13 protein-coding genes and 1 tRNA gene are annotated in these 14,471 nt (G+C 64.0%); 7 read left to right on the top strand and 7 right to left on the bottom strand.

Annotated features, from left to right (window positions below; genetic code table 11):
* Positions 1 to 2: 2 nt before the first annotated feature.
* Positions 3 to 791, top strand: a complete 789-nt coding sequence (locus KUW17_RS03725; RefSeq protein WP_222475999.1) for a heme-dependent oxidative N-demethylase family protein — start codon at positions 3 to 5, stop codon at positions 789 to 791.
* On the opposite strand, the gene KUW17_RS03720 is transcribed toward KUW17_RS03725, so the two are convergent.
* The 3 genes from KUW17_RS03720 to KUW17_RS03710 form a co-directional block, all read right to left on the bottom strand.
* Positions 788 to 1,624 (bottom strand): hypothetical protein, encoded by an 837-nt coding sequence (locus tag KUW17_RS03720; protein WP_222475997.1) that lies wholly within the window; start codon positions 1,622 to 1,624, stop codon positions 788 to 790. The genes KUW17_RS03725 and KUW17_RS03720 overlap by 4 nt on opposite strands.
* 340 nt (positions 1,625 to 1,964) lie before the next feature.
* The gene (locus KUW17_RS03715) at positions 1,965 to 2,759 is read right to left on the bottom strand and encodes a lytic transglycosylase domain-containing protein (protein ID WP_222475996.1); all 795 of its coding nucleotides are present in this window, start codon (positions 2,757 to 2,759) and stop codon (positions 1,965 to 1,967) included.
* A gap of 93 nt (positions 2,760 to 2,852) precedes the next feature.
* A complete protein-coding gene (locus KUW17_RS03710) occupies positions 2,853 to 4,100 on the bottom strand; it encodes an Hsp70 family protein (protein WP_222475995.1) in 1,248 nt (415 codons plus the stop codon).
* A gap of 220 nt (positions 4,101 to 4,320) precedes the next feature.
* Between KUW17_RS03710 and KUW17_RS03705 the strand changes: the two genes are divergently transcribed.
* Positions 4,321 to 4,746, top strand: coding sequence for a nuclear transport factor 2 family protein (locus KUW17_RS03705; RefSeq protein WP_222475994.1), 426 nt, complete (start codon positions 4,321 to 4,323; stop codon positions 4,744 to 4,746).
* 156 nt (positions 4,747 to 4,902) lie between these two features.
* On the opposite strand, the gene glnA is transcribed toward KUW17_RS03705, so the two are convergent.
* Together glnA and KUW17_RS03695 are read right to left on the bottom strand one after the other, a co-directional pair.
* Positions 4,903 to 6,309 carry a type I glutamate--ammonia ligase gene (gene glnA, locus KUW17_RS03700; RefSeq protein WP_222475992.1) on the bottom strand — a complete coding sequence of 469 codons (1,407 nt, stop codon included), beginning with the start codon at positions 6,307 to 6,309 and terminating at the stop codon, positions 4,903 to 4,905.
* Between the two features lie 47 nt (positions 6,310 to 6,356).
* Entirely contained in the window at positions 6,357 to 6,695 is a 339-nt protein-coding gene (locus tag KUW17_RS03695) for a P-II family nitrogen regulator (protein ID WP_008554830.1), read from the bottom strand.
* A gap of 171 nt (positions 6,696 to 6,866) precedes the next feature.
* Between KUW17_RS03695 and KUW17_RS03690 the strand changes: the two genes are divergently transcribed.
* Positions 6,867 to 8,558 (top strand): NAD(P)H-hydrate dehydratase, encoded by a 1,692-nt coding sequence (locus KUW17_RS03690; protein ID WP_222475990.1) that lies wholly within the window; start codon positions 6,867 to 6,869, stop codon positions 8,556 to 8,558.
* Between the two features lie 6 nt (positions 8,559 to 8,564).
* Here KUW17_RS03690 and KUW17_RS03685 read toward each other — a convergent pair whose 3' ends face one another.
* On the bottom strand, positions 8,565 to 9,092 hold the full coding sequence (locus KUW17_RS03685) for a Hint domain-containing protein (protein WP_222475988.1): 528 nt from the start codon (positions 9,090 to 9,092) through the stop codon (positions 8,565 to 8,567).
* A 221-nt stretch (positions 9,093 to 9,313) separates the two neighbouring features.
* Here KUW17_RS03685 and KUW17_RS03680 point away from each other — a divergent pair.
* The 4 genes from KUW17_RS03680 (at position 9,314) to tig (ending at position 13,699) form a co-directional block, all read left to right on the top strand.
* Positions 9,314 to 9,398: transfer RNA gene (locus KUW17_RS03680), tRNA-Leu, on the top strand.
* Between the two features lie 176 nt (positions 9,399 to 9,574).
* The gene (locus tag KUW17_RS03675) at positions 9,575 to 10,702 is read left to right on the top strand and encodes a porin (RefSeq protein ID WP_222475986.1); all 1,128 of its coding nucleotides are present in this window, start codon (positions 9,575 to 9,577) and stop codon (positions 10,700 to 10,702) included.
* 350 nt (positions 10,703 to 11,052) lie between these two features.
* A complete protein-coding gene (locus tag KUW17_RS03670; protein ID WP_222475985.1) occupies positions 11,053 to 12,171 on the top strand; it encodes a porin in 1,119 nt (372 codons plus the stop codon).
* A gap of 196 nt (positions 12,172 to 12,367) precedes the next feature.
* Complete coding sequence (tig, locus tag KUW17_RS03665; protein ID WP_222475983.1) at positions 12,368 to 13,699, top strand: trigger factor; 1,332 nt, start codon at positions 12,368 to 12,370, stop codon at positions 13,697 to 13,699.
* A gap of 93 nt (positions 13,700 to 13,792) precedes the next feature.
* Here the strand turns inward: tig and KUW17_RS03660 are convergent, their stop codons facing one another.
* Positions 13,793 to 14,236: a hypothetical protein gene (locus KUW17_RS03660; protein WP_261396956.1), complete on the bottom strand. Its 444-nt coding sequence runs from the start codon at positions 14,234 to 14,236 to the stop codon at positions 13,793 to 13,795.
* Between the last annotated feature and the right edge of the window lie 235 nt (positions 14,237 to 14,471).

Genomic DNA, 14,471 nt, shown 5'->3' with positions numbered 1-14,471 from the left:
GCATGACCGCGATTCTGCAGAAAACCGTCCCCTACAATCCGCTCGCGGAGGTAAAGCTCCCCGGCATCCAGCCGCTTCCGGCTGAGGGCTGGCTGGCGGCGGACGACGCCTTTGCAGGCCAGATGGCCGAACGCGAGCACCTCCTGTCCGCCCGGCGGGAGGCGGTCCTGCAGCTGGCCCCAGGCGCGATTGCTGCAGCGCAGGAACTGCTGGAGGTGGCTTTGAACGGCATTGATCCCGGCGCCGGCGCCTTTGCGGTGCGGGCTGACGGGCAGAGAGTTGCAGTCGACCGGCAGGATCCGCTGGGCACCCTGGGGCGCCTCACCCAGCAGGATTTCTGCCTGCTGCAGAAACCGGAAGGCGCGGCAGAGCATGTACTGACCGGTGCGGTTCTGTGCTTTCCGGCAAGCTGGACGCTGGCGGAGAAGTTCATGCGCCCGCTGACCGGCATCCACCAGCCGGTGGACAGCTACGGCAGCGACGTGGCCGCCCGCGTCCAGCGGCTGTTTGACGGGGTGCAGGCGGGGCGGCCGCTGTGGCGGTTCAATGCCCTGTGGTACCAGGATCCCGCGCTGTTCCAGCCGCGCAGCCAGTTTGCGCCGCGGGACAAATCGCACGGCAGCCGCGCCGGGTATCTGCGCACCGAAAAGCAGATGATTCTGCGGCTGCCTCAAACCCGCGCGGTGGTGTTTGCCATCCACACCCGCGTGGTCGCGCGCGCAGACGTGCTGCGCCAATGGGGCGCCCCGGACGGGATGCAGACCGGGGTGCCGGCCGGAACTCCGGCCTAGGGGATCAGCGGCCGGGCGGCCTGCACCATGCCGGCGCTCTCCAGATACAGAACCAGGGCCGTCAGCAGCAGCAGATGGCTGATGAACCGCAGACGCCGCGGGCCGGTCAGGCTGAACGCGGCCAGTGCCGAGGCCCGCAGCTGGCCGCCCCAGCCGCGGTTCGGGGGTCCGGCCATCAATTGGCTGCCGGCGCGTGTGCGGGCCGCAGCTGAGTCTGCGGCTGCGGCGGCCTTGCGGGCCTGGGCCGCCTGAAAGGCGCGGTCGCAATGGGCGTCAAGCACCATTGCGGTCTGATCGACCGGCGTGAAGCAATCCCGGCCGCGCGGCTTGGGGGCTGCGGTGCGCTCCAGCTGGCGGGCAACGGTGGCAGAGGCCGCAGCCGCCGGCTGTTCCGCGATGCGGTCCTCGGGGGCGAAGACGCTCAGGAACTGCTCGCAGGTCAGTGCGACACCGCAGTCCAACCACTCGACCGAGGTTGCCTCGAGCGAAGCCAGCAGGCGCCGCAGGGTTTCGGCCAGCAGCAGTTCAGAGATTTCCTGGTCGCAGTAGCCGGGGAAGACAGGCGACAGCGTGAGCTCCAGCAGGGCTGCCGGCTGCATGACGCTGCTGGGCAGTTTGCTGGCCCGCCGCAGCGGCACCCGGCGCAGGCGTACCGTCACCAGGTAATGATCGCATTGCAGCCTGGCGGTATTCTCCGCGCGCGCCTCGATCTTCTCTGCCGGATGGCCGAAATCGTCGAGCGTGTCCACAACCGCGTTCACCGCCGCGGAAAGGGTCCCGGCCTCGCGGCTTTCCAGCCCCAGTCTGCCTGTATACTGCACATTCTCTGCCACTGTCCGGATCCTCCATTCAGGGTGCCGATAGAGAAACAATAAAATTTGAAGTAGTTGAAAGTTGGGCGGGGAGGACCAATTGCAAAGACAGTGCCGCGATTACCCGCCGCGAAATGTGGCGGCGGATAACTTGATGAAATTCAACTGAATTATCTGGTTGAGGTCTCAATTTCCCGGGTCGAATGCGGCTCAACTGTGGCGGCCTTCGGACACATTGATGCCCCAAGGCCTACAATGCCGCGTGAATCGCGCCGACTGTTTTTGGCACGGTTCTGCCAGGGCAAACGCCCGCCGCAGGGGCGGGCGCGGAACTTTCTGAACAGGGCGGTGCGGCGCCGGTTCAGCCGTCGATCTGGCGGCCCATGATGGCCAGCGACTGCTGATAGACGCTGGCCGCGTTCCATTCCTTCAGTACGCGGTAGTTGGGTTCGCCCGGCTGGTAGCCCTTGCCGGGTTTCCAACCCTTTTGGCGCAGGTAATTGGCGGTGGAAGCCAGCGCATCCCCCATGTTGTAGAAATCCACCCGGCCGTTGCCGTCCCAGTCCTGGCCGTAGGCCAGCGCGTTGCCCGGCAGAAACTGGGTGTGCCCCAGCTCGCCGTGCTTGGCGCCCAGCGTGGCCGGAGTGATGGCGCCCTGATCCACCAGTTTCAGCGCCCCCAGCGCGTGCGGGCGGAAGAAATCGGAGCGGCGGCAGTCATAGGTCAGCGTCACGATGGCTGAGACCACCTGGCTGTCGCCCATGTAATTGCCAAAGGCGGTTTCCATCCCGTGGATGGCGATCAGCACCCCCGCGGGCACGCCGTACTTGCGCTCCAGCGAGGCATAGAAATCCGGATTGCGCGCCTTGCGCTTGCGGCCCTGCGCCACGATGGTGGCAGAGCCGCGGATCTGCATGAACTTCTCCAGCGAGTATTTGAAGCTCTTCTGGTTGCGGTCGGCGGAAATGGTGCGGCGGGCATACTGCGCATTGGCCAGTGCCTGCAGACCCGCCTTGCGGACGCCCGCGCGCTTGGCCTCGGCGCTGAATGCCTGCTTCCAGGCATCGAACCCGGCAGAGCTGTTGCCGCAATTGGCGGCAAGGGCAGGGGAGGCAAGCAGGGCGGAAATCAGGGCAGGGGCAATCAGCCGGCGCATGAAGAAAACTCTCGAAATGTGACTCGTGGCTTTCAGCCTAACGTGCTTGCGCCCCTTGTCTAACGGGAAAAGCTTTCATTGGTTCCCATTTCCTCAGGCAAAGGCGGTGCCCGCGGCCAGCGTCAGCCCGTCTGCAACCGCGGTCATGGCATTTCCCGTTTCCAGCCGGGCATTTGGGCACAGCGCACGCATTTCCGCCTGCACCGCCGCCAGCAGCGAAGAGCCGCCGACCAGGACAATCCGCTCGACCCGGCCCGCCGCAATCCCGGCCTGCGCCAGGGTCTCTGCCGCGCAGGCGCCGATGGCGGCGGTCTGCTCCGCCAGCGTCTGCGTCATGCCTGCCGCGTCCAGCGGCACCGACAGCCCGCGCTCCAGCAGCTTGAGGTCGATCAGCGCCGCGCCATCGCTTGCGTTGGCGCGGATCTTGCCGTGCTCCACGGCAAAGGCCAGCTCATGGCCCAGCTCATCCTCCAGCACCGCCACTAGCCGCGCCAGCTTTTCCGGCTCCACCGCGTTGGCGGCCAGGTCCCGCGCCGCGCGGCGGCTTTCAGGCGCATAAAGAAATGGGATCATCTGCCAGGTCGCCAGATCGTTGAACAGCCGGTTCGGCGCGGGCAGGGTGCCGCCGCCAAAGCTGTTGCGGATCTGGCTGCCCCGGCCCAGCAAAGGCATCACATGGCGGATGCTCAACTGCCGGTCGAAATCGGTGCCGCCCAGCCGCACCCCGTGCGAGGCCAGGATGCGGGTTGCCCCGCCGGCATCCTGCTCAAAGGCGGTGAAGTCGGAGGTACCGCCGCCGATATCGACAATCAGCCCCAGGCCCGGCGCCGGCGCGGCGGCGCGCAGGGCGGCCTCGGGTTCATACATGAACAGCACATCCTGAAACCCCGCCTCCAGGTAGCAGGCGCGCAGGTCCCGTTCGGCCTGGGCATTACGGTCCTCGTCCTTGGAATGGAACCGCACCGGCCGCCCTGACAGGGCATGGGTGAACTGCATATGCGTTGCCGCCTCGGCGCGGGCCTTCATTTCTGCCAGGAAGCGCGCGATGAGGGTGGCAAAGCTCAGCCGCTCTCCGCCCAGCCGCCGCTCTTCCTGCAGCAGCGGCGTGCCCAGCAGGCTTTTCAGCGCCCGCATGAACCGGCCCTCGTCGCCATTGATCAGGGCCCTCGCGGCGCTGTGGCCGATCCGCATGTTGCGGCTGCCTTCCTCAAAGAACACCGCGGTGGGCAGGGTCTGCTCGCCCGGCTCCATCTCCACCAGCCAGGGACGGCCTGCGACCGCAATCCCGGCCGCCGAGTTGGAGGTGCCGAAGTCGATGCCAAGGGTATTGGGGGCGGTCATGGGAAGGCTCCTGTCAGCAGCGGGAGCGCGCCGGGATACAGCAGGGGCCATCCTGAGACAAGAGGCGATCCACGCCCCGCTTCCGGTGGAAGGGCTATAACAGGTTGCGTGTACGCAAAATGCGGGACTCGCCTGAATGTGGTATACTCTTAAGGGCAAGGGGGCTCCGCCACTGCTCGCGGCGCCGCCTGTAGTTTTGTGACGAGTGGGGGAGATGGAAATGGCGGACGAAACCAAATCAAATGCGGAATTGCTCTATGAGGCTTGGGGCAAGTGGAATGAGAGCAAGGGGAGCGACCCGGCGATGTGGCGGGATTATGTGAATGAGGATTTCAAGCTTTTCTCCTTGGCGAACGGGCAGCATGGCGTTCCGTTCACCGCCCAATGCGAGTGCTACGAGGACTTCGAACGCTATCTGAACGGGCTGCTGAGCACCTTTGAAATGCTGGAATGGGAGGTCAGCGAAACAGTGTCCGAAGGGGACACCGTTGTTGGCCTTGGGCGCACCCGCTGGAAGCACAGGGAAACAAAGAAAGAATTCGACACGCCCGTTGCTTTTGTCACCCGCTGGGCAGATGGCCGCATGTATGAGTACCGCGAGTTCTACGATACCGCGATGGTGCAGGGCACAACCCAGGCGCCCTGACGGCTTGCCGCGCGCCTCAGCGGATTTTCGGTGCTTCCGCGGACGCGCCCGGTCCTGTCCGGACTGAGCGATCAGCGGCCAGGGCCATCCTCGCTAAACGCTGAAACAGAAAAAGGGCGCCCCGAAGGACGCCCTTTCTGTGTCTGGCCTATCAGCTTAGCAGCTGTAGTACATGCCGAATTCCACCGGGTGCGGGGTGTGCTCGTACTTGTGGACCTCTTCCATCTTCAGCTCGATGTAGCCGTCGATCTGGTCCTTGGTGAACACGTCGCCCTGCAGCAGGAAGTCGTGGTCGGCCGCCAGCGCGTCCAGTGCTTCGCGCAGCGAGCCGCAGACGGTCGGGATGCCTTCCAGCTCTTCGGCCGGCAGGTCGTACAGGTTCTTGTCCATGGCTTCGCCCGGATCGATCTTGTTCTTGATGCCGTCCAGGCCGGCCATCAGCAGCGCGGCAAAGCACAGGTAGGGGTTTGCGCTCGGATCGGGGAAGCGGGCCTCGACGCGCTTGGCTTTCGGGCTTTCGGTCCACGGAATACGCACGCAGCCGGAGCGGTTGCGGGCGGAGTAGGCGCGCAGAACCGGAGCCTCGAAGCCCGGGATCAGGCGCTTGTAGGAGTTGGTGCCCGGGTTGGTGAAGGCGTTCAGGGTCTTGGCGTGCTTCAGGACGCCGCCGATGAAATACAGCGCTTCCTGGCTGAGGTCAGCATACTTGTCGCCTGCAAACAGCGGCTTGCCGTCTTTCCAGATCGACATGTTGACGTGCATGCCGGAGCCGTTGTCGCCATAGATCGGCTTCGGCATGAAGGTTGCCGACTTGCCATAGGCGTGGGCCACGTTGTGGATCACGTATTTGTACTTCTGCAGCTCGTCGGCCTGCTTGGTCAGGCTGTCGAAGATCAGGCCCAGCTCGTGCTGGCAGGAGGCCACTTCGTGGTGGTGCTTGTCGACCTTCATGCCCAGGCGCTTCATGGTCGACAGCATTTCCGAACGCAGGTCCTGCGCTTCGTCGGTCGGGTTCACCGGGAAGTAGCCGCCCTTCAGGCCCGGGCGGTGGCCCATGTTGCCCATTTCGAACTCGGCGTCGGTGTTCCAGGAGCCGTCGGTTGCGTCAACTTCGTAAGACACCTTGTTGATGGTGTTGGAGTAACGCACGTCGTCGAACAGGAAGAATTCCGCTTCCGGGCCCATGTAGGCGACGTCGCCGATGCCGGAGGATTTCAGGTAGGCTTCGGCCTTCTGTGCGGTGCCGCGCGGGTCGCGCTCGTAGCTCTCGCCGGTGTCGGGCTCAACGATGGAGCAATGGATGCAGAGGGTTTTCTCGGCGTAGAACGGATCGATATAGGCCGAGGTGGTGTCCGGCATCAGTTTCATGTCGGAGTTTTCGATCGACTTCCAGCCGGCGATCGAGGAGCCGTCGAACATGAAGCCTTCTTCCAGGAAGTCTTCGTCCACCAGGTCCACGTCCACGGTCACGTGCTGCAGCTTGCCGCGCACGTCGGTGAAACGGATGTCGACATAGGCGACGTCTTCGTCTTTGAGTTGCTTGAGAACTGCGTCTGCGCTCATTCCCTCGGTCCTTCTGATTTAGATGTCAGGATATTCGTTGAATTCGGTTACAGTGCGTCCGGGCCGGTCTCGCCGGTACGGATGCGGATCGCTTGCTCGACGGGCGAGACAAAGATCTTGCCGTCGCCGATCTTGTCGGTCTTGGCGGCATCGACAATGGCCTCGATCGCCTGGTCGACCTGATCGTCGTCCAGCACCACCTCGACCTTCACCTTGGGCAGGAAGTCGACCACGTATTCGGCGCCGCGGTACAGCTCGGTGTGGCCCTTCTGGCGGCCAAAGCCCTTGACCTCGATCACCGAAAGGCCCTGGACGCCGACGTCCTGCAACGCTTCCTTCACCTCATCGAGTTTAAAAGGCTTGATGATGGCTTCGATCTTTTTCATCGGCTTTGGCTCCTCGCAAGCTTGTTGGGGGTGTCATTTCACTTCTAAATGAAGGCAGCAATGCAGAGCTGTGCGGCTGCGGCAATTGTGGGCAGGATTTGATCGCGGCTGCCTAAAAATTAAGCACTGCGCCTGGAAAATGCGCAGAATTGAATCGGGGAAGGGCAAAACATGACCGAACTGCTGACCGCAGCCCAGATGCGGGCCATCGAACAGGCCGCCATCACGTCCGGCGAGGTGACCGGGCTGGAACTGATGGAGCGGGCCGGGCAGGGGGTGGTCGATGCCATCTTCGAGGAGTGGCCGGAACTGGCAGAAGGGCGAGGGGCCGGCTGCTCGTCGTCCATTGGTCGCTCGGACCAATGGCGCAACCAAGAACGCCCCCCGGAGAATTTGGGGAAAGATGAAACGCCGCGCCGGGCGGTGGTCCTGTGCGGGCCGGGCAACAACGGCGGCGACGGCTTTGTGGTGGCGCGGCTCTTGAAGGAGCGCGGCTGGGAGGTGGAGGTGTTCCTTTATGGAGACCCGGACAAGCTGCCGCCGGATGCGAAGGCGAATTACGAGCGATTGGGTGCAGGCGCAGTGAAGCCCTGGAGCAAAACCGCCGTTGGCAACGCGGAGGGCCGCCTTTTCGTGGACGCAATCTTTGGTGCCGGGTTATCGCGTGCGCCGGACAGCGACATTCTTGAGCCGCTGACCAAACTGTACACCGAAGGCAGAACATTTGGCCGGATGGTCGCGGTTGATGCGCCGACAGGCCTTTGCATGAACAGCGGACGCGCCCTTTGCCAGGAATACGGCGGTAATTGGAGCTGGCTTACAGTCACCTTTCACAGACCTCGCATCGGGCATTTCGTTGATGAAGGGCCGGCGTACTGCGGGAACTTGCGAACCGTGGATATTGGGCTGGGCGGGGTGAAAACTGGCAATGTGATCCGGCCCTGGCATGGTGATTTCCCAGGTTTGGATGAAGGCGGGAAGGACGGTGAGGGTTTTGTTACGCTCGTTGATGACCGCCAGCGGACAACGTCGCTGCCGAAAAACCGGGAAGACCACAAATACGCCCACGGCCACGCCCTCGTCCTCTCAGGTGGCCACGGCAAAACAGGCGCGGCGCGGCTGGCGGCCCGCGGTGCCCTGCGGATCGGGGCTGGTCTGGTCACCGTCGGCTCGCCGCGCTCGGCGATGTTCGAAAACGCGGCCAATCTGACCGCGATCATGCTGCGCCAGATCGACGGGGCGCACGGGGTCAGCGAACTGCTGGAGGATGAACGCTTCAACGCGGTCTGCCTTGGCCCGGGCCTTGGGCGCGGCGCGGACACCCAGGCGGTAGTGATGGCGGTGCTGAAGGAAAAACGCGCCACCGTGCTGGACGCCGACGCGCTCACCCGGTTCGAGCTGAAGCCGGAAGCGCTGTTCGACCTTCTGCACGAGAATTGCGTGCTCACCCCGCATGGCGGCGAATTTGCCAAGCTGTTCCCGGACTTGGCCGCGAAACTGAACGCTCCCGCAACCACCGGCCCTGCCTATTCCAAGGTGGATGCCACCCGAGAGGCGGCCAAACGCGCAGGCTGCGTAGTGCTGTTCAAGGGGCCGGACACTGTGATCGCCGCACCGGACGGGCGCTGCTCGGTCAATTCCGCCCATTACGAGCGCTCCGCGCCCTGGCTCGCCACGGCCGGATCAGGCGACGTGCTGGCAGGGTTCATCACCGGGCTGATGGCGCGCGGGTTTACTCCGATGCAGGCGGCGGAAACTGCTGCCTATATCCACGTCGAATGCGCGCTGAACTTCGGCCCCGGCCTGATCGCCGAGGACCTGCCGGAGCAGATCCCGGCGGTGTTCCGCAAGCTGGGAATGTAAGCCGCCTCAGGCCGCCGGGCGCAGGTCCTCCTGCGGCGCGGCGGCCGCAGACAGCTCCAGACCGCCTGCATAGATCACATGCGGGCGGGAGAACTCCAGCACCGTCAGCTCCATCATCTGCAGGCCCAGGTCGCGGATGAATTCGCCGTCCACCAGCTCATAGGCCGGCACCACCGCCTGCGGCTGGCCGAACATTGCCTTGGCGCGCCAGTCGCGCACCAGGATGCGCTGGTCCCAGGGCACGGTCAGATCGCCCTCGCCGAGGGTGTCGCCAAGCGAGCCGGCGGCAAAGCACACCGCCTGCAGCATCGCGCGGCGGGTCCGCACCGCCTCTACCTGGGCCATGCCTTGCGTGCGGGTGATCAGGCTGTCGCCTGCCTTGATATCCTCGGCGGCGCGCTCGCCCTCGCGGGTCAGCACGATGGTGCCGCGCAAGAGGCTGATGTTCTGGCTGCCTTGAAACAGCCGCCGGGGCTGTGCCTGGCCGCGCATCGCCATTTGCGCGCGCAGGGCCGCATTTCCAAACGGTTTCATGTTGTTGCTCGCTTTGTCTGCCTCAGACTTTTTTTGCCAAACTACGGCACAACCGGATTCCAGGCCCAGCCTTTTTGCGCGAAAAACCGCTCATTGTTGCGATATTCCGGACGGATTGTTGCCGTTTTGCACAATGGCCTGCGGGGCGCGATTTCCGCTCGCATCCCCCGCCAAGCTTTGCTATTGAGCGCGTCACACGAGGGGCACGCCTTTCGTGCCGTGCGGGTGTGGCGGAATTGGTAGACGCACCAGATTTAGGTTCTGGCGCCGCAAGGCGTGGGGGTTCAAGTCCCTTCACCCGCACCATTTTCCAGCGTATTTGCATAGGTGGCTTCAGCTCCAGGTCGCGGCAGCCGATGGCCGGTTTAACCCTGAGGCCGGATAGATTTTCCGCTTTGGCCGCGCCTGTGCTATACTTCGCCCCGGCCGATTGCGAACAGCGGCCGACACAAATGTTCATCAGTATATTGTTACTAAGGGGGATGGCCGTGAAACGTCTTCTGAAAACATCCACCGCGGCGGGCGCCGCTTTGTGCGTCCTGGGACAGCCGGCCCTGGCTGAGCTGAAATACGAAAACAACTCCGGCGGCTATGTTGAAATCTATGGCCAGTTCAACCCCGCCATCATCTCGGTCGACGATGGCGAACAGACCGAAACCAACCTGCTCGACAATGACCTGTCCCGCTCCCGCGTCGGCTTGCGGCTGATTCAGCCGATCGGGGCCAATACTTTCGGCTTCCGGTTCGAAACCGGATTGGGCTTCCCGAACTCGACCGAAGTGAACCAGTTCGGCTCGGACTACAGCGGCTGGACCCGCGCCGACCTGCGCCACGTGGACTTCTGGCTGGAAGGAGGCTGGGGCAAGTTCTCCGCCGGGCAGGGCAGCATGGTGGCGGACGGCGCCGCTGAAACCGACCTCTCCTATGTCGGCACGGCGCTCTATTCCTATCCCGCGGACGCCAACGCGGGCTTCCTGTTCCGGGACACGGCGGGCGCGCTGAGCGGGCCTGCGGTTGCCTCTGCCTTTGATAACCTCGACGGCTCCCGCCGCGGCCGCATCCGTTATGACACCCCGGATCTGAACGGCTTCTCTGCCGGCATCGCCTGGGGCCAGAACATCCTGTCGTCCGGAGACGACGCCGACTACTATGACATTGGCTTGCGCTACGGGCAGGAGTTCGGTTCCACCAATTTCGCCGCCTCGCTGGCCTACCAGGTGCGCGACGATGCCGGCGATGAACGCTCCGACGTGATCGGTTCTGCCTCGGTGCTGCTGGACAGCGGCATCAGCTTCACCGTTGCAGGCGGCAGCCGGGACAACGATGCGGCGGGGGCCAGCGATCCCAGCTATTACTACGCCAAGATCGGCTATGAGACCGACAATTGGCTGCCCTGGGGCAAGACCGGGCTCGGGGTGCATTACTACGACGGCGAGGACTTCAATGTCACCGGCTCCAGCGCCAAGGGCTGGGGCGTCGGCGTGGCCCAGAAGGTCGACAGCATAAATACCGATATCTACCTGACCTATCAGGAGTATGAATATGAGGATGCCGCTGCGACCTATCAGGATCTGACAACCTGGGTTCTGGGCGCGCGCTGGCGGTTCTGACCTGCAGAGCAAGCTTCGAAACGTCAAAGAGCGCTCCGGGAACCCGGGGCGCTTTTCGTTTGCGGGCTGCCCTGGTCTCCGGCGGCGGCGGACCCGGCTGAAGTCCGGCCCAGGGTTGCGCACGCGGCATAGCTGCTTTGCGTCAGGCGGGGCGCAAACGTAATCGTCTTCACATCTCCCGGTCCGTGCCAGCGCTAGGGTGCAGGTGATTTTTTGCCACGAGCAGATTTTCACAATTGTCGCAGCGGTCATCTGACCCGGACTTCATGCCACGCGCACGGAGGCTCCCTCGGCTCCTGCGCCGGCCTGTGCCGGACAGCGGCCGTAAGCGACGGAACAGGAGACAGAAAATGAAAACCAAGATTGCAGCCCGCGCCGGCGCAGCCTCCCTCGCAGCGGCACTTGCGGCCCCGGCATTTGCAGGCCCCACCTACACCAATGACACCGGCGGCAGCTTCCGCTGGTACGGCCAGTTCAACCCCGCTTACCAGTCCTTTGACGACGGCGAAGAGGACTTCAACCGTCTGGTCGACAACGAGGCGTCGAACTCGCGCGTCGGCTTCGAGCTGGAGCAGGCTTACGGCGAGAACACCCTGCGGTTCCGTTTTGAAACCGCGTTCGGCTTCCGCGGCTCTGACGGTGTCAGCCAGCTGACGACCGGCGACAACCTGAGCTGGGACCGCACCAACATCCGCCATGTCGACTTCCAGTTCGACACCGCGCGCTATGGCCGCTTCTCGGCCGGTCAGGGCTCGATGGCGACCGACGGCATCACCGGCGCTGATTTCTCCGGCACCGGCCTCGGCTCATCCAACTCGGTCGCCGACTCGGCGGGCGGCTATGCCTTCCGCACCGGCGCCGGCGCGCTCAGCAGCGTGGATATCGGCGATGCCTTCACTGATCTGGACGGCGGCCGCCTGGGCCGCGTCCGCTATGATTCGCCGGACCTCGCGGGTTTCACCCTGTCGACCTCCTGGGGCACCGACGTGCTGAAGGACGCCAACGACCGCGAGAGCTATGACGTCGCGGTGCGATGGGCCAATGACGACGCGGCGGGCTTCGCCATCGACACCGGCATCGGCGCCTCCTGGACCGAACAGACCGGTGAGGAAGACTACCGCGACATCTCCGGCTCCTTTGCGGTACTGCACAAGGCCACCGGCCTGTCGCTGAACCTGGCTGCGGGCGAGCGCGACATCGCAGGCTCCTATGCCTATGCCAAGCTGGGCTACACCGCGGACCTGATCTCTGCCGGCTCGACCTCCTTCTCGGTCGACTACTACGACGGCTCCGACATGGTCACCGACGGCGACAGCGCCGAATCCTGGGGCGTGGCCGCGGTCCAGAAGATCGACGCGCTGAACGTCGAGACCTACCTAGCCTACCGCGACTATTCCTACGACGACACCAGCGCCACCACCTACCAGGACGCCGATGTGATCCTGGCCGGCGCCCGCTGGAAGTTCTGACGCGTCATTCCCTCGGACGCAGAACCGGAAACACGCCCCTTCGAGGGCGTGTTTTTTCGTTTTCGGGGGCCGGAAATCCGCGGGATTGCCCGGCAATCCGGCAATGCCCCTTGCGCCGGGGCGCCGGGGGAAATAGAAGACCGCAAATTGTCTGGGGGCACCTCCGCAGGGGCCCCGAATCTCTATGGGGAATAGGATGCAGGTCACCGAGACGCTGAACGAAGGTCTGAAACGCGGCTACGCCATCACCGTCACCGCCGCCGAGCTGGACGAGAAGGTCAACGAAAAGCTGGTCGAAGCCCAGCCGGAAATCGAAATGAAGGGTTTCCGCAAGGGCAAGGTGCCGATGGCGCTGCTGAAAAAGCAGTTCGGCCAGCGCCTGATGGGCGAAGCGATGCAGGAATCCATCGACGGCGCCATGAACAAGCATTTCGAGGACAGCGGCGACCGTCCGGCGCTGCAGCCCGAAGTCAAGATGACCAACGAAGACTGGAAAGAAGGCGACGACGTCAACGTCGAGATGTCCTACGAGGCACTGCCGGAAATCCCCGAAGTCGACTTCTCCGGCGTCGAGCTGGAAAAGCTGGTTGTGAAGGCTGAAGAAGAAGCCGTCACCGAGGCGCTGAACAACCTGGCCGAAACCGCCAAGGAATTCGAAGCCCGCGAAGAGGGCGCAGCAGCCGAAGACGGCGACCAGGTCGTGATCGACTTCGTCGGCAAGATCGACGGCGAAGCCTTCGACGGCGGCGCAGGCGACGACTACCCGCTGGTGCTGGGCTCCAACTCCTTCATCCCCGGCTTCGAAGAGCAGCTGGTCGGCACCAAGGCCGGTGAAGAAAAAGACGTGACCGTGTCCTTCCCCGAGGAATACGGCGCAGAGCACCTGGCCGGCAAAGAGGCCGTGTTCTCCTGCACCGTCAAGGAAGTGAAAGCCCCGAAAGCGGCTGAGATCGACGACGAGCTGGCCAAGAAATTCGGCGCCGACGACCTGGACGCGCTGAAGGGCCAGATCTCCGAGCGCCTGGAAGCCGAATACGCCGGTGCCGCCCGCGCGGTGATGAAGCGCGCGCTGCTGGACAAGCTGGACACGCTGGTCTCCTTCGACCTGCCGCCGTCGCTGGTCGACGCCGAAGCCAAGCAGATCGCGCACCAGCTGTGGCACGAGGAAAACCCGGAAGTGCACGGCCACGACCACGGTGAGATCGAAGCCACCGAAGAGCACACCAAGCTGGCCGAGCGCCGCGTCCGCCTGGGCCTGCTGCTGGCCGAGCTGGGCCAGAAAGCCGAGGTCGAAGTGACCGACGCCGAAATGACCCAGGCGATCATGCAGCAAGCCCGCCAGTACCCGGGCCAGGAACGCCAGTTCTTCGAGTTCATCCAGCAGAACGCCCAGATGCAGCAGCAACTGCGCGCGCCGATCTTTGAAGACAAGGTTGTCGACCACATCGTCGAACAGGCCAAAGTCACCGAGAAAGAGATCTCCAAGGACGAGCTGCAGAAAGCCGTTGAGGAGCTGGAAGAGGACTGATCCTTCTTCCTTCCATGACTTACGGAAAGGCCGCCCTTTGGGCGGCCTTTTTCGTTGCGCGGGACGGGCACCGGTCTGCCGGTTCTGCCGTATCTAACGGTGTTCTTCCGGCACCCAGTCCTCGCTCGGGCTGTTCCAGAACCTGTTGGGATTGTCTTCATCCAGCCCCCGGATATGGAGCGTCCGCATGCAGGGTGCCACATAGATCACGGGCTCCTCGTAAGGGTGTGCGGCGTAGATGCTTTCCAGAACCCGTGCGGCCCCGGCGTCATCGCGGGCCAGGAAAAATGACAGCTCCACGCATGGCACCTGAACGGCAGCCTCGGTCGCCCTGTTCCGCCCGCTCCCCAGCGACCGGAAGCTCTGTTTGCCCGCCGCTGCTTGAAAGGTCACGCGATCATAGTCGCCGTATTTCAGGGCTGTGACCGCCAAAACCGCATCAACGATCCTCTGTGCGCGGGTTTCGGGTACCTGGACGGTGATCCGAAAACCGTCTTCGGGGTTAAACCTGCCGGTCTTCAATTCGGGCATTTTCATAAGGGACTCCAGTGTTGATTGGAACTGGATACCCCAGGCAGGCGAAGCTGCGGGAAAGGACGCTTCGCTGCGGGGCGAAGCGTTCGGCCTTGCAGGCAGGCGATGCCAGTCAGGAAAGGACGGGCAGGAAAGACTGGGTCGGGAAAACAGGTGCTCCCGCCCGCCCTTGGCGCCGTCCTGCGGACAGCGCCGCGGCCCGTTGGGCCGGGCAGCGCCCCTGCGGGGCGCTGCTGAC

Origin of the sequence: Leisingera aquaemixtae (assembly GCF_019801145.1) — a bacterium.
Taxonomy (GTDB): domain Bacteria; phylum Pseudomonadota; class Alphaproteobacteria; order Rhodobacterales; family Rhodobacteraceae; genus Leisingera; species Leisingera aquaemixtae_A.
This window is presented reverse-complemented; position numbering and strand designations above follow the sequence as displayed.